This is a genomic window from Micromonospora sp. WMMD734, from assembly GCF_049178975.1.
Classification (GTDB): domain Bacteria; phylum Actinomycetota; class Actinomycetes; order Mycobacteriales; family Micromonosporaceae; genus Micromonospora; species Micromonospora wenchangensis.
Genome location: NZ_JBMHMK010000001.1, coordinates 1,365,923 through 1,385,179, shown reverse-complemented (window position 1 = coordinate 1,385,179; position 19,257 = coordinate 1,365,923). Strand labels below are relative to the sequence as shown.

18 protein-coding genes are annotated in these 19,257 nt (G+C 72.6%); 10 read left to right on the top strand and 8 right to left on the bottom strand.

What is annotated here, in order from left to right:
* Positions 1-25 precede the first annotated feature (25 nt).
* The 10 genes from ACN267_RS05755 (at position 26) to ACN267_RS05710 (ending at position 10,476) form a co-directional block, all read left to right on the top strand.
* Positions 26-334, top strand: a complete 309-nt coding sequence (locus tag ACN267_RS05755) for an acyl carrier protein (protein ID WP_088647663.1) — start codon at positions 26-28, stop codon at positions 332-334.
* A 2-nt stretch (positions 335-336) separates the two neighbouring features.
* On the top strand, positions 337-1,161 hold the full coding sequence (locus ACN267_RS05750; protein WP_239486494.1) for an alpha/beta fold hydrolase: 825 nt from the start codon (positions 337-339) through the stop codon (positions 1,159-1,161).
* A 26-nt stretch (positions 1,162-1,187) separates the two neighbouring features.
* Positions 1,188-2,150 carry a sulfotransferase domain-containing protein gene (locus ACN267_RS05745; protein WP_204961990.1) on the top strand — a complete coding sequence of 321 codons (963 nt, stop codon included), beginning with the start codon at positions 1,188-1,190 and terminating at the stop codon, positions 2,148-2,150.
* An 89-nt stretch (positions 2,151-2,239) separates the two neighbouring features.
* A complete protein-coding gene (locus ACN267_RS05740) occupies positions 2,240-4,069 on the top strand; it encodes a hypothetical protein (protein ID WP_307821496.1) in 1,830 nt (609 codons plus the stop codon).
* Positions 4,070-4,237: 168 nt separating this feature from the next.
* A complete protein-coding gene (locus tag ACN267_RS05735) occupies positions 4,238-5,296 on the top strand; it encodes an alpha/beta hydrolase family esterase (protein ID WP_239486487.1) in 1,059 nt (352 codons plus the stop codon).
* Between the two features lie 56 nt (positions 5,297-5,352).
* Complete coding sequence (locus ACN267_RS05730) at positions 5,353-6,522, top strand: ABC transporter ATP-binding protein (protein ID WP_281896610.1); 1,170 nt, start codon at positions 5,353-5,355, stop codon at positions 6,520-6,522.
* Complete coding sequence (locus ACN267_RS05725) at positions 6,519-7,346, top strand: ABC transporter permease (RefSeq protein WP_281896609.1); 828 nt, start codon at positions 6,519-6,521, stop codon at positions 7,344-7,346. Before ACN267_RS05730 ends, ACN267_RS05725 begins: the two co-directional genes overlap by 4 nt.
* Before the next feature lie 48 nt (positions 7,347-7,394).
* Positions 7,395-8,261, top strand: coding sequence for a 3'(2'),5'-bisphosphate nucleotidase CysQ (locus ACN267_RS05720; RefSeq protein WP_421488121.1), 867 nt, complete (start codon positions 7,395-7,397; stop codon positions 8,259-8,261).
* Positions 8,258-9,172 (top strand): sulfate adenylyltransferase subunit CysD, encoded by a 915-nt coding sequence (gene cysD, locus ACN267_RS05715; protein WP_421488120.1) that lies wholly within the window; start codon positions 8,258-8,260, stop codon positions 9,170-9,172. Before ACN267_RS05720 ends, cysD begins: the two co-directional genes overlap by 4 nt.
* Positions 9,172-10,476: a sulfate adenylyltransferase subunit 1 gene (locus ACN267_RS05710; RefSeq protein ID WP_281896604.1), complete on the top strand. Its 1,305-nt coding sequence runs from the start codon at positions 9,172-9,174 to the stop codon at positions 10,474-10,476. The genes cysD and ACN267_RS05710 overlap by 1 nt, the downstream gene beginning before the upstream one ends.
* A gap of 58 nt (positions 10,477-10,534) precedes the next feature.
* On the opposite strand, the gene ACN267_RS05705 is transcribed toward ACN267_RS05710, so the two are convergent.
* The 8 genes from ACN267_RS05705 to ACN267_RS05670 form a co-directional block, all read right to left on the bottom strand.
* Positions 10,535-12,094 carry an FAD-dependent monooxygenase gene (locus tag ACN267_RS05705; protein WP_421488119.1) on the bottom strand — a complete coding sequence of 520 codons (1,560 nt, stop codon included), beginning with the start codon at positions 12,092-12,094 and terminating at the stop codon, positions 10,535-10,537.
* A gap of 289 nt (positions 12,095-12,383) precedes the next feature.
* Entirely contained in the window at positions 12,384-13,004 is a 621-nt protein-coding gene (locus ACN267_RS05700) for a TetR family transcriptional regulator (protein ID WP_421488118.1), read from the bottom strand.
* Positions 13,005-13,078: 74 nt separating this feature from the next.
* Complete coding sequence (locus ACN267_RS05695; protein ID WP_421488117.1) at positions 13,079-14,047, bottom strand: hypothetical protein; 969 nt, start codon at positions 14,045-14,047, stop codon at positions 13,079-13,081.
* 37 nt (positions 14,048-14,084) lie between these two features.
* Complete coding sequence (locus ACN267_RS05690; protein WP_421488116.1) at positions 14,085-14,624, bottom strand: hypothetical protein; 540 nt, start codon at positions 14,622-14,624, stop codon at positions 14,085-14,087.
* Between the two features lie 57 nt (positions 14,625-14,681).
* The gene (locus ACN267_RS05685) at positions 14,682-15,212 is read right to left on the bottom strand and encodes a hypothetical protein (protein WP_421488115.1); all 531 of its coding nucleotides are present in this window, start codon (positions 15,210-15,212) and stop codon (positions 14,682-14,684) included.
* Positions 15,213-15,329: 117 nt separating this feature from the next.
* Entirely contained in the window at positions 15,330-17,606 is a 2,277-nt protein-coding gene (gene katG, locus ACN267_RS05680; protein ID WP_421488114.1) for a catalase/peroxidase HPI, read from the bottom strand.
* A gap of 23 nt (positions 17,607-17,629) precedes the next feature.
* Complete coding sequence (locus ACN267_RS05675) at positions 17,630-18,058, bottom strand: Fur family transcriptional regulator (RefSeq protein WP_204962147.1); 429 nt, start codon at positions 18,056-18,058, stop codon at positions 17,630-17,632.
* A 129-nt stretch (positions 18,059-18,187) separates the two neighbouring features.
* Entirely contained in the window at positions 18,188-19,228 is a 1,041-nt protein-coding gene (locus ACN267_RS05670; protein ID WP_281896590.1) for a LacI family DNA-binding transcriptional regulator, read from the bottom strand.
* Positions 19,229-19,257 lie beyond the last annotated feature (29 nt).

Sequence of the window (19,257 nt, the reverse complement as noted above, 5' to 3'; positions counted from 1 at the left end):
CCGATCAGCAGAAGGAGCAACGCCCATGGCCTCGGCCCAGGACACCATCCTCGCCGACCTCACCGAGATGATCGACGCCGTGCTGGGCGACTTCGCGGACGACCAGGTGGTCACCATGGACACCACGTTCTCCGAGGACCTGGGCATGGAGAGCATCGACGTCATCGCGCTCGCCGGCCGGCTCCAGACCCGCTACGGCGACACGGTCAACTTCGCCCACTTCGTCGCCAAGCTGGATCTGGACACCGTCCGGGAACTCAAGGTCGGGCAGCTCGTGAACCACATCGCCGAGTCGCTGGCGCAGGCCGACGAGGTCGGGGCGGGCAGCCGGTGACCATGGTCCGGGCGAACGGGATCACGCTGCACACGCAGCGGCTCGATCCCCCCGGTCCGGCCGTCGACGGCCGGACCGGGCCGACGCCGACCGCCGTGCTGATCCACGGGATGGCGTCGGACACCATGGCGAGCTGGTACTTCACCCTGGCCGAGCCGCTGTCCCGGGCCGGTTTCCCGACCGTGCTGTACGACCTGCGCGGTCACGGGCGCAGCGACCGTCCCGCCACCGGGTACGCCCTGGACGACTTCGTCGACGACCTGACGGCTCTGCTGGCCGCCCTGGACGTCACCGGCCCGCTGCTGTTGCTGGGCAACTCGTTCGGCGGCACCATCGCCTTCGGGTACGCCGCCCGGCACCCGGAGCGGGTGGCCGGCATCGTGACTGTCGAGTCGGCGCCGCCGATCCCGCAGTGGATGCGTCGGGTCCGCGAGCGGCTCGCCCGTGTCGCCGCCCGGCTGCCCCGCGAGGGGGCGGTGACCGAGATCGGGGTGCGGCGGGGTCGGGTCGCCGCGCAACGCGCCGCCGAGACGCACCGGATGCTCTCCGACACCACGCTGGAGCAGGAACTGCCGGCGAGTCCGCTGCCGCCCGCCGAGGCGTTGGCCGCGATCGGCTGCCCGGTGCTCTGCCTCTACGGCGGTGACTCGGCGGTGGTGGAGCTGGCCCCGGAGGTCCGCGCCCTGCTGCCGCAGACCCGGGTCGAGGTGCTGCCCGACCAGCGGCACACGGTGCTGATCGACCAACCGCAGGAGGTCCGCCGGCTGGTCTTCGCCTGGCTCGCCGAGTCCTGCTCGCTCGACGTGACCCAATCCACCACCGCATGACGACGCGACATCCAGGAGGTCTTCCGATGGACACCCCGATCACCGGCCGGTCGATCATCATCAGCAACGGCCGGTGCGGTTCCACGCTGTTGTCCGACCTGATCCACGAGGAGCCGGGCACGCTGTCGGCCCAGGAGTTCTTCATGTCGGTGGCGCCGTGGGCCCGCAGCGCCGAGGTGATCAGTGGTGCCGAGTACTGGGAGGTGTTGTCCAGTCCCAAGGCGGAGCTGGCCACCCTGTTCCGGATCGGCCTGCCGCCGAAGGAGGTCCGCTACCCGGCGACGGGCCGCTGGAGCGACCGGCTGACCGAGCTGCCCCGGATCCTGGCGATCACCCTGTCGAAGCTCACCACCGATCCGGACGCGCTGTTCGACCAGCTCGCCGCGCGGGTGCCGCAGTTCCCCGACCAGGCCGTGACCCAGCACCACCGCGACTTCCTGGACCTGCTCGCCGTGCTGACCGGCAAGACCCGGTGGGTGGAGCGGTCGGGCGGCTCCAGCCACGTGGCGCCCTACCTGCTGCGGGGCTTTCCGGACTGCAAGTTCGTCTACCTGACCCGCAGCTGGGAGGACACCGCCCGGTCGATGAGCCGGCACTCGTCGTTCCAGCTGCTGCAACTGCGGGTGGAGTTCCTCGGCAAGTGCGGCCTGGACCCGTTCCGGATCGAGGACGACCAGGCGGTGCCGGAGGACCTCAAGCCGTACCTGCCGGACCGGCTGACCCCCGACGCGCTGCGCGAGCGGGGTGCGGACCTGCGCCGCTACCTCGGGTTGTGCGCGTTCATGAGCAGCCAGGCCGACCAGGCGCTGCGTGACGTGCCCCCGGATCACCTGCTGCGGATGTCCTACGAGGACCTGGTCGCCGACCCGGTGGCCGAGCTGACCGGCCTCGGCCGGTTCCTGGACTTCCCCGACCCGTCCGGGTGGGCCGAGCGGACGGCGTCGCGGGTCGTCGCCCCGGCCTCCCGGAAGTTGCCGGCCGCCGTCTGAGCGGCCCCTGTGTGTCCCTGCCCGCCCCGGGTCCGCCTCCGTCGGGCCCGGGGGCGGGTGTCCGCCTTCCTTCGAAAGAGAGACTGTTGGTGAATCCACTCCGGTTCTCCGCACGGCGGTTGTCGACCGCCGTCGCCGTACTCGGACTCGGGTCGGTGTTGGCGGTACCCTCGGCGGCGCTCGGCGCGCCACTCGACGCCGCCGACCCCGGCAGCGCGGCCAGCGTGGCCGGCGCGCAGCAGGCCAGCCCGCAACTGCTCGCCAAGGCCCAGCCGGACGAGTGCTTCGCCGGGATCGGCCTGCCGTATCCGGCCGGCCCGCCGTGCGCCACCGGCCAGGCCAAGGTCAACCAGGCGTACCTGTGGGGGATGACCCGGGCCGGCAAGACGCTGTGGTTCGGCACCGGAGCGAACGTCAACTGCCTGACCAGCGGACGGGCCCTGCGCAACACCACGCCGACGGTCAACGACGACTGGGCCTGCGAGTACGGCGAGAGCCAGGTGGCCAAGCGCAATCCGCAGCTGCCCCCCATCCTCGGCGACCACCGGCAGCCGCGGCTGTACACCTACGACACCCGCGCCAACCGGCTGACCGAGAAGACCGACCTGGTGAAGGCGGCCTCCACCGACGACGCGAACCGGTTGCAGACCACGGCGGGCATCCGGGCGGCGGGCAACTTCAACGGGGTGGCCCTGCTGGGCGGCCCGGCGCTGGGCACCAGCGTCAACCTGTTCGCCTTCGACACCGACACCGGCGCGTTCCTGGGTTCCCGCAACTTCCCGATGTACGGCAACATCAGGCACTTCACGGTGGCCGGTGACGCGCTGTACGCCGGGGTGGGCGTCGGGGCCAACGGCGGTGAGCGCGGCAACGTGCTGCGCTGGACGGGGAGCAAGTCCGACCCGTTCGCGTTCACGGTGGTGGCGAACCTGCCGGCGCAGGCCGCCGACCTCACCGTCCACCAGGGGCGCTTGTTCGTGACCACCTGGCCGGGCTCGGACGCCGAGCTGGCCGGACCGACCGCCGGTGCCGCCGCGCCGACCACGAGCATCGCCGCGGTGTGGATGAGCCCGCTGCTGGCGTCAGGGGCCCCGGGGCTGAACCCGGAGGACGCCGACGGCTGGCAGCAGGTGTGGAGCGCGTCGTCCTACGAGCCGGACCCGGTGGTCGCCCGCGCCTACGCCCTGGGTGGTCTGGCCTCCTACGGCGGGTTCCTCTACTGGGGCACGATGCACGTGCCGATGAAGGCGACCACCCTGCACATGACCACGTACCCGCCGGCGGACGACGCGGCGGCCCAGGCCACCATCCAGAACACCCAGCGGTCGATCAGCATCTACCGGGGCCGTAACTTCGGTTCCCACTTCGAGAAGGTCGAGCTGCTGTACGGCGCGACCGAGCTGCCGGCGTACGACCCGGCGGCCAACGGCGGGGCCGGGGCGTGGGCGTTGCAGTCGACGCACCAGACGCCGAAGTTCGGGCCGCCCGGGTTCGGCAACCCGTACAACAACTACACCTGGAAGATGGTGGTGGCCGGCGGGAAGCTGTACGTCGGCACGATGGACTGGAGTTACCTGGCCAAGGAGCTGGGCGACGAGACCGCCGCCGAGCTGGGTCTGTCGCCGGATCTGGCCGACGACCTGGCCCGCGCGCCGATGGACGCGGCCGGGATGCGCGCGGGCGCCCTGCCGGAGGCGGTCTACGGCGGTGACCTGTACGCCTTCTCGTCGCCGACGAAGCCGGCGACGACGGTGGACAACACCGGGTTGGGCAACTACCTGAACTACGGCATCCGCAACATGGTCGCCGACGGTCCGACCCTGTACCTGGGCATGGCGAACCCGATGAACCTGCGGACCGACCCGACGGACGACGTGCCCGAGGGTGGTTGGGAGCTGATCCGGCTGCGGGGCTACTGAGCGCGCGGGGACGTCGGCCCGGCGACAGCGTCGTCGCCGGGCCGACGGACCCGGCCTGCCCTGCCCCGCCCCGCCCCGTCCCGGCACTGACGGTTCCGGGTGCCCCTTGCCGAATCCTCGCGCGTCCCTGACGTTGCTCGAACATTACCGGGCGAAAGTATTGATATGATGCATTTTACTGTTTTTCGCCCTGAAGTCGGGCGGCACCGCACCGGCCGGTCCACCGCCCGGCTCGCGGGAACGCTCGCCCTGCTGCTCGCCCTGACCGCCCCGGCCGGGTGCAGTCCCCGCCGTGACCAGAGCGGCTCCCCCACCGGCCCGGCGGCCAGCGCACCGTCCGGCGCGGCGGGACCGGCGTCGGACGTGCCCGTCGGCAGCTCCACGCACACCCTCACCGTGGACGGGCGGGAACGCAGCTACCGGCTCTACCGGCCGGCCTCGGCCGACCTGAGCAAGCGGGTCCCGCTGGTGGTGATGCTGCACGGCGCGGCCGGCACCGGCGAGCAGGCCGAGCAGGCGTACGGCTGGACCGGCCAGGCCGACCGGGACGGGTTCCTGGTGCTCTTCCCGGACGGGCTGAACCGGGCCTGGGCGATCGGTCCACAGTGCTGCGGGGCCCCCGCCCGCGACGGTGTCGACGACGTCGGGTTCATCACCGAACTGGTCGCCACCGTCGGTCGGGAGCTGCCGGTCGACCCGGCCCGCCGGTACGTCACCGGGATCTCCAACGGTGGGCTGCTGGCGTACAAGCTGGTCTGCGACACCACCACCTTCGCCGCGATCGGGGCGGTGGCGAGCACGCTGACCGGGCAGTGCACCGACCCGAAACCGGTGTCGGTGCTGCACATCCACGGCCAGCAGGACCAGACCATGCCGTACGGCGGCGGGCCCGGCCGGCGCGACAACGGCGGCACCGGACGTAACCCGGTGAAGATCGACGGCCCGCCCACCCCCGAGCTCGCCGCCCGGTGGCGCAGCATCGACTCCTGCGGCGCGCCGAAGGTGACCACCGACGGGCCGGTCACCAGGTCCACCGCGAGCTGCCCCCAGGGCCGCGCCGTCGAGCTGATCACCGTCGCCGGCGCGGGACACCAGTGGCCCGGCGGCCGACCCAACCCGCCCCGGGCGGAGAAGCTGCTCGACCTCGATCCCCCCTCCACCGCACTGAACGCCACCGACACCATCTGGCGGTTCTTCGCCGCGCACCCCCAGCCTTCCGGCGGCTGACGGCACCGCCGCCGGCCCCGGCGGCACCCGCGCACCCCCTCAGGACAGGAGTTGAGATGCCCAGCAGAGACGGGCCGGCCGTGGTCGAGGTCGACGACCTCGTCAAGCGCTACCCCCGCGCCGACACCAACGCGGTCGACGGACTGTCGTTCACCGTCGCGCCGGGCGAGATCTTCGGGCTGTTCGGGCCGAACGGGGCCGGCAAGTCCACCACCGTCGGCATCCTGACCACCCGGCTGCGGGCCACCGGGGGCCGGGCCGTGGTCTGCGGGGTCGACGTGGGCCGGGACCCGGCCGCCGCCCGCGCCCACCTGGCCGTGGTGCCCCAGCACAACAACCTGGACCGGGCGCTGACCCCCCGGCAGAACCTCGTCTACCACGCCACCTACCACGGGGTACGGCGACGGGAGGCGCAGGCCCGCGCGGCGGAGCTGCTGGAGCGCTTCGGCCTCACCGAGCGGGCCGACCGGCGGATCGAGGCGTACTCGGGGGGCATGGCGCAGCGGTTGATGATCGCCCGCGCGTTGACCCACGAGCCGGCGGTGCTCTTCCTCGACGAGCCGACCAACGCCCTCGACCCGCAGACCCGGCTGCTGATCTGGGGGCAGCTCCGCGAGCTGCGCCAGCGGGGGGTGGCGATCGTGCTGACCACCCACGCGATGAACGAGGCGGCCCGGGTGGTCGACCGGGTCGGCATCGTCGACCACGGCCGGCTGCTCACCCTGGACACCCCGACCGCCCTGGTCCGGGGTCTCGCCGGGGACGCGCTGCTCGACCTCACGGTCACCCCGGCCGGCGGGGACGACCCGGACGCGCTCTGCGCCGCGCTGGGCGAGCTGCCCGGCGTACGCAAGGCGGAGCGGGTGGCGACGCCCACCGTGCCGGCCGGTGGGCGGCCGGGCCTCGGTGGGGCCGGGCTGGCCGGGGTCGGGGCGGGCGGCGCCGGGATGCTCGCCGCGCTCGCCGCCGGCGGGGGGCCACCCGGTGCCGGCCGGCTGGCCGCCCTGGCCGGGGCGGGCCTGCTCGGGCGCGGCGGCGGGGCGGCCGGCAACGGCGGTCGCGGTCGGCTGCGCATCCGCCTGCACCTGGCCGGCGATCCCGCGACGCTGCTCGGCCCGGCGGTGACCGTGCTCGCCGCCCGTTCGGCGGCGGTCAACGCCGTCGACGTCGGCGAACCCAGCCTGGAGGACGTCTTCATCGAACTCACCGGAAGGCAACCGAGGTGACCGCTCTCGACACCCCGACCCCGCTGCGCCCGACGGCCGCGCCACGCCCCCGTCCCGGGACCGGGCGGGTGTTCGCCGCGGTGCTGCGCCGCGACCTGATGGTCACCGGCCGGGAACTCTGGGTCATCCTGGTCCAGGTCGGGCTGACACCGCTGTTCATGCTGTTCGTGTTCGACACCGTGCTGGGCAGCCAGGGCCTCGTCGGGCGGGGCTTCGCCGACGTGTTCCTGCCCGGCATCATCGCGCTGGCCGCCCTCACCACCGCGTTGCAGAGCGTGGCCCTGCCGCTGGTGAAGGAGTTCGGCTTCACCATGGAGATCGAGGACCGGCTGATGGCGCCGCTGCCGACCGGGTACGTGGCGATCGGCAAGCTGGTGATCGCCACCATCCGGGGGCTGCTCGCGGCCGTGCTGATCTATCCGCTCGGCGCGCTGATGGTCGGTTCCGCGCCGTGGCGGCCGGCGGGGCTGCCGCTGGCGTTCGTGGTGGCGCTGCTCGGGGCGTGGATCGGCGGGGCGATCGGGATGAGCCTGGCCACCACCCTGCCGGTGCAGCGGATCAACGTGACCTTCTCGGTGATCCTCACCCCGATCATCTGGACCGGCTGCATCCACTACCCGTGGCCCCGGCTGTCGTCGGTGCCCTGGTACCAGGTGGTCACCGCGCTCAACCCGATGACCTACGTCTCCGAGGGGGTGCGCGGGGCGTTGCTGCCCGACGTGCCGCACCTGTCGGCGTGGGTGTGCCTGACCGTGCTGACCGGGGTGGCCGTCGTCCTGACCTGGGTCAGCGTCCGCTGCTTCACGCGCCGGGCCGTCCAGTGACCACCCGCACCCGCACCACCCGCGTATCCGAGAGGTCGAGGAGTTGCCATGGTTGACCCCACCATCGCCGAATCCGACGTGGCGCTGGCCCGCCGGCTCGCCGCCCACGCCGGTGAACTGCTGCTACGGGTACGCGCCGACCACGGTCACGCCGATCCCGCCGCGCTGAAGGCCGCCGGCGACCGGGTCGCCCACGACTTCCTGCGGGCCGAGCTGGCCCGGTGCCGGCCGGCCGACGCGGTGCTCTCCGAGGAGGACGACGGTTCCCGGTTGGTGGACACCGGCGAGGGCGTGTCCCGGCGGACCGCCGACCGGGTGTGGATCGTGGACCCGTTGGACGGCACCCGGGAGTTCTCCGAGCAGGGGCGCGCCGACTGGGCGGTGCACGTGGCGCTCTGGGCCCGCGACGCGGCGACCCCGCACGGCCTGGTCGCCGGTGCGGTCGGGTTGCCGGCGCAGAGCCGGGTGCTGAGCACCGACGACCCCACCGCCCCACCGGTCGCGCCGTCCCCGCCCGACGGGGTGATCCGGCTGGCGGCCAGCCGCAGCCGTCCCCCCGCCTTCCTGGCCGCGCTGGCCGACGAGGTCGGCGCGGAACTGGTGCCGATGGGTTCGGCGGGGGCGAAGATCGCGGCGGTGGTGACCGGTGACGTGGACGCCTACATCCACGCGGGCGGCCAGTACGAGTGGGACTCCGCCGCACCGGTGGCGGTGGCCACCGCCGCCGGCTTCCACGCCTCGCGCATCGACGGCTCCGCGCTGACCTACAACGAGGCCGACCCCCGGCTGCCGGACCTGCTGGTCTGTCGCGGTGAGCTGGCCGCGCCGCTGCTCGCCGCGCTACGGCGGCAACTGGCCGGCACGGCGGCCACCTCCGGTTCCCCCGTCCCCCACCCCGGAAAGGACCCGCGATGAGCAGCGGATCGGCTGCGTACCAGGTCTCCCAGCTCGACGAGTTGGAGGCGGAGAGCATCTTCGTGATGCGTGAGGTGGTCGCCGAGATGGAGCGGCCGGTGCTGCTCTTCTCCGGTGGCAAGGACTCGATCGTGATGTTGCGGCTGGCGCAGAAGGCGTTCGCCCCGGCCGGCATCCCGTTCCCGGTGATGCACGTGGACACCGGGCACAACTTCCCCGAGGTGCTCGACTACCGCGACCAGCGGGTGACCGAGCTGAACCTGCACCTGATCGTGGCGAGCGTGCCGGAGGCGCTGACCCGGGGCCTGGTCCGTGAGTCGGGTGACGGGATGCGCAACCGGATCCAGACGCCGGTGTTGTTGGACGCGGTGGAGAAGCACCGGTTCGACGCGTTGTTCGGTGGGGCGCGGCGCGACGAGGAGAAGGCGCGGGCGAAGGAGCGGGTGTTCTCGTTCCGGGACGAGTTCGGGCAGTGGGATCCGAAGAACCAGCGGCCGGAGTTGTGGTCGTTGTACAACGGTCGGCATCATCCGGGTGAGTCGATCCGGGTGTTCCCGTTGTCGAACTGGACCGAGTTGGACATCTGGCACTACATCGCCCGGGAGCGGGTGCCGTTGCCGTCGATCTACTACGCGCACGACCGCGAGGTGATCGAACGCGACGGCATGCTCTACGCCGTCAACGAGTTCTTCACCCCCCGCGTGGGCGAGGAACCCTTCACCGCCAGGGTGCGCTACCGCACCGTCGGCGACGCGTCGTGCACCGCCGCCGTCCGCTCCGACGCGGACACGGTGGAGAAGGTGATCGACGAGGTCGCGTCGACCCGGATCACCGAGCGGGGTGCCACCCGGGGCGACGACCGGGTCAGCGAGGCCGCCATGGAGGACCGCAAGCGGGAGGGCTACTTCTGATGAGCACCGAGATGCTGGCGCCGGCCGATTCCCCGGCCGAGGCCCGACCGATGGACCTGTTGCGGTTCGCCACCGCGGGCAGTGTGGACGACGGGAAGTCGACCCTGATCGGGCGGCTGCTGTACGACACGAAGTCGTTGTTCACCGACCAGTTGGCCGCGGTGGAGGCGGTCAGCGCGGCCCGGGGCGACGAGTACACCAACCTGGCGTTGCTCACCGACGGTCTGCGGGCCGAACGGGAACAGGGCATCACCATCGACGTGGCGTACCGCTACTTCGCCACGCCCCGGCGGAAGTTCATCATCGCCGACACCCCCGGGCACACCCAGTACACCCGCAACATGGTCACCGGCGCGTCCACCGCCGACCTCACCCTGGTCCTGGTGGACGCCCGTAAGGGGCTGGTGGAGCAGTCGCGGCGGCACGCGTTCCTGTGCTCGCTGCTGCGGGTGCCGCACCTGGTGCTGTGCGTCAACAAGATGGACCTGGTCGACTTCTCCCAGGAGGTCTTCGAACGCATCGCCGACGAGTTCACCGCCTTCGCCGCCAAGCTCGACGTGCCCGACCTCGCGGTGATCCCGGTGTCGGCGCTCCAGGGTGACAACATCGCCGCCCGGTCGGAGAACATGCCGTGGTATGAGGGCCCGTCGCTGCTGCACCACCTGGAGCACGTGCACATCGCCTCGGACCGCAACCTGGTCGACGTCCGGTTCCCGGTGCAGTACGTGATCCGCCCGCAGTCGACCACGGTGACCGACTACCGGGGTTACGCCGGGCAGGTCGCCTCCGGGGTGCTCAAGCCCGGCGACGAGGTGATGGTGCTGCCGTCGGGGTTCACCAGCCGGATCGCCGCCATCGACACCGCCGACGGCCCCGTCGACGAGGCGTTCCCCCCGATGTCGGTCACCGTCCGCCTCGACGACGAGATCGACGTCTCCCGGGGCGACATGATCTGCCGGCCGAACAACGCCCCCACGGTCGCCCAGGACATCGAGGCGATGGTCTGCTGGATGGACGAGACCCGCCCGCTGGAGATCGGCGGCCGGTACGTCGTCAAGCACACCACCCGTTCGGCACGCGCCATCGTCCGCGAGCTGCACTACCGGCTCGACGTCAACACCCTGCACCGGGACGAGACCAGCACCGCGCTCGCGCTCAACGAGATCGGCCGGATCAGACTGCGCACCACCGTGCCGTTGCTGGTGGACGACTACCACCGCAACCGCACCACAGGGGGTTTCGTCATCATCGACGAGACCACCAACCGCACCGTGGGCGCGGGGATGGTCATCCAGCGGGACTGACCCCGCGCTCCGCGTCGGCCGGCCCGGCCCCCTCCCCCGCCGGGCCGGCCGAACCACGTCACCCCCGGTCGGCGCTCGGCGGGCCGAACCAGCGGGCGAGCGCGGCGGTCAACCCGTCGGCGTCCGGCCGGTCCGTCGGGGACTGCCAGGCCACATGGCAGTCCGGGCGCAGCAGCAGCGCGGTCGGCAGGTCGTCGCCGGGTGCGTCGGCCGCCGCGCCGCCCGACGTGAACCGTCCGGTGAGCACGTCGACCCGGTCCCGCCACGGCCCGGCCGCTCCGGCGTGACCGCCGGTGGGGTCGAGCAGCAGCGGGCGGGCGGTCCGGGTCAGCTCGGCCAGCCGGACCGGGCCGGCGTCGGTGTGCCACACCAGGTCGGGGGCGAAGCGGCCGACCAGCGGCCCGTCCGCGGCACCCATCGGGTAGCGGACGTCCGCCCCGGCCAGCAGGGCGGCGACGTGGGCCGCGTTCTCCGGCCGGTCGAGCAGTTCACCGAGGAGCACCCGCAGCGCGGTGACCTCGCTGCCGGGGGCGATCAGCGCCGACTGGGCCTGGGTGGACATGGTGACCCGCTGCGCGGCCGGCCGGCGTTCCGCCTCGTAGGAGTCCAGCAGCCCGGCCGGGGCCCGGCCGTGCACCTGGGCGGCCAGCTTCCAGCCCAGGTTCACCGCGTCCTGGAGGCCGAGGTTGAGTCCGGGCCCGCCGATCGCCGAGTGCACGTGGGCGGCGTCGCCGAGCAGCAGCACCCGGCCGGCGCGGTACCGCTCGGCGAGCCGGGTGTTGCCACCCACCAGGCGGCGCAGCAGGTGCGGCCCGGGGCCGGCCGGCGGGTCGATCGGCACGTCGACCCCGAGCACCCGGGCGACGCTGGCCCGCAACTCGGCGAGGGTCGGCGGCCCGTCGAACCGCGTCGACTCGGGCCACTCGATCGTGCTGAGGCCCGCCGGACGCCCGGTGAAGGGGGCCCACGCGATCAGTCCCCGTTCGGTACGGGTGTGCTGGAACGGTGCGACGGTGCCGTACCCGGGGATCACGAGGCCGCCGGTCGCCGCGTCGATCAGCTCCGCGGGCAGGCTGACCTGGGCGGTACGGGAGACGGTGCGGTCCGTCGACACGCCGGGGAAGCCGATCCCGGCCAGCCGGCGGACGATGCTGTGTCCGCCGTCCGCGCCGACCAGGTAACGGCAGCGCAGGGTCGTGCCGTCGGAGAACGTCACGCGTACGTCGTCGACCTCCTGGGTCAGCCCGGTCACCTCGTGCCCCCGGCGGACCTGTACGCCCAGTTCGGCGGCCCGTTCGGCGAGTACCCGTTCCAGGTGCCGCTGCGGGGCCTGGAGCAGGTACAGCGGGTTGTCCGGCACAGCCCGCAGGTCCAGCGGCAGCGCGCCGAAGACGAACCCGGGCGCGGGCTGCGGCGGTGCCGGGTCGTCGACGAGGCGGTGGTGCAGGCCCCGCCGGTCGATCATCCGGACCACCTGCCCGACCAGCCCGTTGGCACGCTGCTCGGTGGTGGGTGCCGGCAGCCGCTCGCACACGACGGGTCGGACGCCGGCCAGGGCCAGTTCGGTGGCGAGCAGGAGGCCGTTCGGGCCGGCGCCGACGATCACGACATCGATCATCGCAAGATCCTTTCCAGGATGGGGTGGATCCGCTCGCCAGCGGCGGCGGACCGTGGGCAGGACAGGACACCCCCCGACGGGGGCGAGGGTGGACGTGGTGGGCCGGGCGTAGGCGATTCAGCGCGGCGGTCGTCGCGGTGCGCGGATGAGGCAGGCGGCGCGGTCGGGCCGGCCAGCCGGCGCACGGTCAGGGATGCACGGTCAGGGATGCACGGTCAGCGGCGGCACGGGAAGCGGCGGCACGGGAACAGGGCAGGGACACGGCCGGGGCGACGCAGGGGACATGTGGTCATCGCGGCGTGGGCGCCGGCAGGCCGGCGGCGAGTTGGGCCAGCGCGTCGGGGAGCAACCGCTGCATCGGAACGGGCGGATCGGCACGCAGGTAGTGCCGGATCGCCGCGTTCACGGCGGCGGTCACGCTGGCCGCCACGAGGTGGGGGTAGAGGTCGCGGTCGGGGTCGGTGCCGGTGCGTTCGGCGACGGCCGCGGCCAGGTCGGCCTCGGCGATCGCGCCCGCGCGCAGCATCTCGCCCTGCAACGCCGGTTCGGCCAGCATCACCGCGAGCCCCTCGACCCACTCGGCGTGTGGGTGAGGCGGCGACTCGGTGACCTCGGGGCCGGGGGCGAATCGGGTCAGCGTCGCCACGATCAGCGCCGGCCAGAGGGGTTCGTCGGCCGGCCGTCGGCGCAGTTCCTCGGCCACCTGCCGGCTGCGGTCGAGGTGGCGGAAGGCGATCGCCTCGGCCTTGCTGGAGAAGTAGTTGTTGAACGTACGCGGAGACACGCCTACAGCCTGGGCGATGTCCTCCACCAGGACGTTGTCGAAGCCCCGGGCGACGGTCAGCCGGATGGCCGCCCAGCTCAGCGCCGCCCGCGTCTCGGCCTTCTTGCGCTCCCGTAGCCCACTCACCCACCCAGCATAGCCGAAAGTGCGTGGCACGCAATATTACGTGCCACGCACTTTCTTGCTGTCGCAGCGCCCGGTCAGGCGGGCAGCGCATGCCGGGCACGACCCCGACGACGGAAGGCGAACCCGGTGAACAGGAGCAGGACCAACGCCGACGCGATGAGCCCGCCGGTGAGCACCAGCCCGGAACGGTCCCTACTGGTCGCGGCGGCGGCCGTCGACCCGCCGAAGGAGACGGTTCCGGTCGCGGTGCGCTTGGTCCAGCCGCTGGCGAGGTCGAGCCGGGCGTTCCACGGGCCGTCGGGCAGCCTCGGGTCCAGCAGCACCCGCACGGTGGTGGTGGCACCGAGGGCGAGCGTGTCGGCCTCGGCGCGGACCGGCCCGACCGACAGCCCACCCGGGCCGTCGGTGAGACGTAGCTGGCCGGCGAGGTCGAGCGCCCGCCGCCCGGTGTTGCGCACCTCGGCGGTGACCACCGGCGCGCCGTCGCCCTCCCGGTGACCGGCGAGCCCCGTCACCTCGAAGCCCGACGGGGGTTCGCCGCCCGGCCCGACCGACAGGTACACCCGGATGCCGACCCGGCCGATGTTGCGCACGTTCTGGCCGTCGACGGTGGACACCTCGGCCCAGATGACCGCGTACCGCTCCCCGGCGGACGCCTTCTCCGGCACCGCGATCGTCACCGTGAGCACCGCCTCGTCGTCGGGCTCCAGCTCCACCTCGCCCTGGTCGACGGTGATCCAGCTGCTCAGCTCGTTCGGCGTCCGGTCGGGCGCGAAGACGAAGCCGGTGCGGTCGACCTCGGCGGCGGCGGCGTAGACGGCGATCTTCCGCTCGATCTCCGAGACGTTCTCCACCACGATCCGCCGCTTGACGGTCGTCCCGGGATGGACGTGGTCGACGATGTACTTGTGCGCGCGGCTGTCGTCGCGCCGGTTCACCGGGGCGTCGAGCAGCCGGATGCCCACCGCGGCGGCCGGGCCGCTGAAACTCGGGCTCGGCGGGGGCGACGGCGACGCGGCGGACGCCGGTGTCCCGGCGGCCACCAGGACGGTGACGGCCAGGACAGCAGCGCGGAGTCGGTCAGGCCACCGAATGGGTCACCGTCCCCGTGTAGAGGCCGCCGACGGCCGACGGCGGGATGGTGATCCGGAGGGTGGGATTCCAGGTGGCCGAGTTGTTGCCGCTGCCGGAGGTCTTGGAGAACGCCGTCCGGGGCAGGTTCAGCGTCACCGCGTCGGCCGCGGTGGGCTGACCGGGCACGAAGGTGCCGGTGCCGGTGGTGGACAGCGCCGGCCCGGACCAGTAGTCCATCAGGTTGGGCAGGATCGTCTCCGCGCCGGAGCCTCCGCCGGTGGTGAACGCGGTGCTGGTCACCGACGCGGTCCAGGTCGCCGAGAGCGCCGACCGGCTGTCGGTGACCGTGACGTTGCCGAGCGAGCCGATGATGGTGGAGCCGGCGAAGGACGCGCCCAGGTTCACCGACGGCGGGACGGCGATGTCCAGGTTGGCGGTCGACACGGTGAAGGTGACGGTGGTGTCGCCCGACGGGGCGGCGGCGGCGGGCGATGCTACGGCGAGCACCGCTGCCCCGGCGGCCAGGGCGAGCAATGGCTTCTTCATGCCCACCACGTTAAGCACTGCAATAGCACATATCTCTCATCCGTCGCTAATCACTCATTAGGCGACAGAGTGGGTGATGGTGCCGGAATAGACGCCGACCACCACCCCGACCGGGATCGCCACGCGGAGGGTGGGTGCCCAACTCACGCTGTTGTGCCCGTTACCCGTGGTCTTGGTGAACGCGACCCGCGGCACGGTGAGCGTCACCGCCTGCGCGGCGGTGAGCTGACCCGGAACCTTGGTGCCGCCGCCGGTCTGCTTGGTCACCGGGCCCGACCAGTAGGAGACCTGCGCGGTGGCGATGGTCTTGCCCGCGCCACCACCGGCGGTGACGAACGCCGTGGCGGACACGGTCGCCGTCCAGGTATTGGGGTTGACCGACCGGGTGTCGGTCACGGTGACGGTACCCAACGAACCACTGAGGGTGCTCCCCACCAGGCCCGCGCCGAGGCTCGCCGCAGGGGGCACGGTGATGTCGAGCCCGACCACCAGCGCCATCGCCCGCACACGGGGGACAGGCGCCGCGCCTGGCGGTGCGACACCGCCCACGAGCAACAGCGGGCTGACCAGGGCTGCCAGGAGATGCACGGACGACACTATAGGGTCTTTTGGTGGCTTTTGTCCAATATGAAACCGGGTTCACCCGTTCCCGAAACCGGGCGGGCCCCGGCCGGTCGGCCGGGGCCCGCACACAGCACGGTCGGATCAGGAGAGGTCGAACCGGTCCAGCTCCATGACCTTCGTCCAGGCCGCCACGAAGTCGGTCACGAACTTGGTGCCCGCGTCCTGGCTGGCGTAGACCTCGGCGAGGGCGCGCAGCTGGGAGTTGGACCCGAAGATGAGGTCGACCGCGGTGGCGGTCCACTTCACCTCGTCGGTGGCCAGGTCCCGGATCTCGTAGACGTGCTCCTCGGACTCCGACGCCTTCCACCGGGTGCCCGGGGACAGCAGGTTGGCGAAGAAGTCGTTGCTGAGCACGCCCGGCCGGTCGGTGAGCACGCCGTGCGTCGTGCCGCCCACGTTGTTGCCGAGGGCCCGCAGGCCGCCGACGAGGACGGTCATCTCCGGCGCGGTCAGGTTGAGCATGTACGCCCGGTCGACGAGCAGCACCTCCGGCTGGGTCTTCTCACCCGGACGCAGGTAGTTGCGGAACCCGTCGGCGCGCGGCTCCAGCACGGCGAACGACTCGACGTCGGTCTGCTCCTGGCTGGCGTCGGTGCGACCCGGCCGGAACGGCACGGTCACCTCGACACCCGCGGCACGGGCGGCCTGCTCGACGGCGGCCGAGCCGGCCAGCACGATCAGGTCGGCCAGCGAGATCTTCGCCCCACCGGCGTCGTTGAACTCGCGCTGGATGCCCTCCAGGGTCGCCAGCACCGTGGCGAGCTGCTCGGGCTGGTTGACCTCCCAGCTGCGCTGCGGTTCGAGGCGGATCCGCGCGCCGTTGGCGCCACCGCGCTTGTCGGTGTGCCGGAAGCTCGCGGCGGAGGCCCAGGCGGTGCTGACCAGCTGCGCGGTGGTCAGGCCGGAGTCGAGCACCTTCGCCTTGAGCGCGGCGACGTCGGCGTCGGACACCAACTCGTGGTCGACGGCCGGCACCGGGTCCTGCCAGAGCTGCGGCTCGGCGACCCAGGGGCCGAGGAAGCGGCTGACCGGACCCATGTCGCGGTGCAGCAGCTTGTACCAGGCCTTGGCGAACGCCAGGGCGAACTCGTCGGGGTGCTCCAGGAAGCGCCGCGAGATCTTCTCGTACGCCGGGTCGACGCGCAGCGACAGGTCGGTGGTGAGCATCGTCGGCTTGTGCTTCTTGGCCGGGTCGTGGGCGTCCGGGATGATCGCCTCGGCGTCCTTGGCGACCCACTGCTTGGCCCCGCCGGGGCTGGTGCTCAGCTCCCACTCGTAGCCGAAGAGGATCTCGAAGAAGCGGTTGCTCCACTGCGTCGGCCGGTCGGTCCAGGTGACCTCCAGACCGCTGGTGATGGTGTCGCCGCCCTTGCCGCTGCCGTGGGTGCTCAGCCAGCCCAGGCCCTGCGCCTCCAGCGGGGCGCCCTCGGGCTCGGGGCCGACGTGGTCGTCGGCGACGCCCGCGCCGTGGGTCTTGCCGAAGGTGTGGCCGCCGGCGATGAGGGCGACGGTCTCCTCGTCGTTCATCGCCATCCGGCGGAAGGTCTCCCGGATGAAGTGCGCCGCCGCGAGCGGGTCGGCGTTGCCGCGCGGGCCCTCCGGGTTGACGTAGATGAGGCCCATCTCGGTCGCCCCGACGCCGGCCGACATCTCGGTCTCCGAGGCGTAGCGCTCGTCGCCGAGCCAGGTGTCCTCCGGACCCCAGAAGATCTCCTCGGGCTCCCAGACGTCCGGCCGGCCGAAGCCGAAGCCGAAGGTCGTGAAGCCCATCGACTCCAGGGCCACGTTGCCGGCGAGCACGAGCAGGTCGGCCCAGGAGATCTGCTGGCCGTACTTCTGCTTGACCGGCCAGAGCAGCCGGCGGGCCTTGTCCAGGTTGGCGTTGTCCGGCCAGCTGTTCAGCGGCGCGAACCGCTGCCCGCCGTCGCCGGCGCCACCACGGCCGTCCTCGATCCGGTACGTGCCGGCGGCGTGCCAGCTCATCCGGATCATCAGGCCGCCGTAGTGGCCGAAGTCGGCCGGCCACCAGTCCTGCGAGGTGGTGAGCACCTCGGTGATGTCCCGCTTGAGGGCCTCGACGTCGAGCTTGGCGAACTCCCGGGCGTAGCTGAAGTCCTCCCCCAGCGGGTTGCCCTTGGCCGAGTGGGCGTGCAGGACCGAGAGGTCGAGCTGGTTGGGCCACCAGTCCCGGTTGGTACGCGGACGCCCGCCGGTCTTCGGCGTCGGCGAGTCGATCGCCGGGTTCTCGCTCTCGCTGCCCTGCGCGGTGACCGAGTCGTGCGCGACCGGGCAGCCGGCCGCCGCCTTCTGGTCCACGCCCTGCGCGCTGGCGGGGGCGTTGTCCTGGGTGTCGCTCATGTACTTCCTTCCGAACTGGTGGATCACTGGGAGATGCGGTCGGCCGCGCAGTCGGGGCAGGTGCCCCAGTAGACGACCTCCGCCTCGTCGACCACGAAACCGTGGTCGTCGGAGGCGGTGAGGCACGGAACGTGACCGACGGCGCAGTCGACGTCGGCGATCACACCGCAGGAACGGCAGACGACGTGGTGGTGGTTGTCCCCCACCCGCGCCTCGTAACGCGCGGTGGACCGGCCCGGCTGGATGCGGCGCACCAGGCCGGCCTCGGTGAGCGCCCGCAGCACGTCGTAGACCGCCTGGTGGGAAACCGTTGGCAGGTCGGCCCGGACCAGCGCGATCACCGTGTCGGTGTCGACGTGCGGATGGTCCCGCAGCGCGGCGAGCACGGCGAGTCGGGGCCGGGTCACGCGCAGCGAGGCCGCCCGTAACTGTGCCTCGAGCTCGGCCGTCATGGGTCGACCCTAGCCCGCTGTTCTGGAGCAAATCAAGTTTACGGCCGGCGTGGCGGCGGACATCCCTCCCCTGGGTGACGCATGACTCACCCAGCGCGACCGGATGGTGACGGGAGTGGGCGGGTGGGCTCAGCGGCGGCGGGGTGGCGCGGTGCTGCCCCGCACCACCAGCGACGTGCCGAGCTCGTACCGGTCCTGCGCCAGCGGCTGGCCGTCGGCCAGGGCCAGCGCCAGCCGGGCGGCGGTGGCCCCGATCTCCCCGAACGGCTGCCGCACCGTGGTCAGCGGCGGCGCCAGCCAGGCCGCCTCGTCGACGTCGTCGAAGCCGACGACGCTGAGATCGTCGGGAATCCGCAGGCCGGCCTCCCGGGCCGCCGCGTAGACACCCAGCGCCTGAAGGTCGTTGCCGCAGACCACGGCGGTGGGCGGCGCGGGCCCGGCGAGCAGCTCGCCACCGAGCCGCAGGCCGTCCTCGAAGGCGAACACGCCGCTGCGTTCGAGGCGCTCGTCGAACGGTACGCCCGCATAGTCCAGCGCGGCCCGGAAGCCGTCGCGGCGGGCCCGCGCCGACAGGTCCCGGACCGGGCCGGTGAGCACGCCGATCCGCCGGTGGCCGAGGTCGACGAGATGGCGGGTGGCCGACAGCGCCCCGCTCCAGTTGCCCGACCCGACGACGGGGACGGGGAACAGGTTGTCGGCCGGGTCGACGGCCACCAGCGGTATGCCGGCGGCGGCGAAGCTCGTCCCGTCTTCGGCGGTCACCAGGGAGAAGACCGTGATCACGGCGGCCGGTTGGCGCAGCTGCACCGCCTGCGCCCAGGGCTGCCCGGCCCGCAGCCAGTGCCGTACGTCGGTGAAGCCGACCGTGTGGTCCCGGGGGCCGGCGACCTCCTGGACGCCGCGCAGGATCGGCATGGCGATCGAGGAGAGCATCTGGTGGAAGACCACCTCGATGCAGGGCGTGAAGCTTCCGGCCGGCCGGCGACGGTAGCCGTGGTCACGTAGCAACGCCTCCACCCGCTGCCGGGTCTGCTCACCCACCCCCCGGCGGCCGTTGAGCACCTTGGAGACCGTCGGCGGGGACACCCCGGCGAGTTCGGCGATCGTGGCGAGGGGCAGGTCGCCGCGCCGGGGCTTGCGGGAGCGGCGACGTCGACCTTCCTCGATCACGCAGGGAAGTCTACGTGTCCCGGCGTCCC

Bases quoted from the DNA above. Each gene is read 5' to 3' on its own strand.
- ACN267_RS05755 (WP_088647663.1), top strand. From the start codon at position 26: ATGGCCTCGGCCCAGGACACCATCCTCGCCGACCTCACCGAGATGATC.
- ACN267_RS05750 (WP_239486494.1), top strand. From the start codon at position 337: ATGGTCCGGGCGAACGGGATCACGCTGCACACGCAGCGGCTCGATCCC.
- ACN267_RS05745 (WP_204961990.1), top strand. From the start codon at position 1,188: ATGGACACCCCGATCACCGGCCGGTCGATCATCATCAGCAACGGCCGG.
- ACN267_RS05735 (WP_239486487.1), top strand. From the start codon at position 4,238: ATGCATTTTACTGTTTTTCGCCCTGAAGTCGGGCGGCACCGCACCGGC.
- ACN267_RS05730 (WP_281896610.1), top strand. From the start codon at position 5,353: ATGCCCAGCAGAGACGGGCCGGCCGTGGTCGAGGTCGACGACCTCGTC.
- ACN267_RS05720 (WP_421488121.1), top strand. From the start codon at position 7,395: ATGGTTGACCCCACCATCGCCGAATCCGACGTGGCGCTGGCCCGCCGG.
- cysD (WP_421488120.1), top strand. From the start codon at position 8,258: ATGAGCAGCGGATCGGCTGCGTACCAGGTCTCCCAGCTCGACGAGTTG.
- ACN267_RS05710 (WP_281896604.1), top strand. From the start codon at position 9,172: ATGAGCACCGAGATGCTGGCGCCGGCCGATTCCCCGGCCGAGGCCCGA.
- ACN267_RS05705 (WP_421488119.1), bottom strand. From the start codon at position 12,094: ATGATCGATGTCGTGATCGTCGGCGCCGGCCCGAACGGCCTCCTGCTC.
- ACN267_RS05690 (WP_421488116.1), bottom strand. From the start codon at position 14,624: ATGAAGAAGCCATTGCTCGCCCTGGCCGCCGGGGCAGCGGTGCTCGCC.
- katG (WP_421488114.1), bottom strand. From the start codon at position 17,606: ATGAGCGACACCCAGGACAACGCCCCCGCCAGCGCGCAGGGCGTGGAC.
- ACN267_RS05675 (WP_204962147.1), bottom strand. From the start codon at position 18,058: ATGACGGCCGAGCTCGAGGCACAGTTACGGGCGGCCTCGCTGCGCGTG.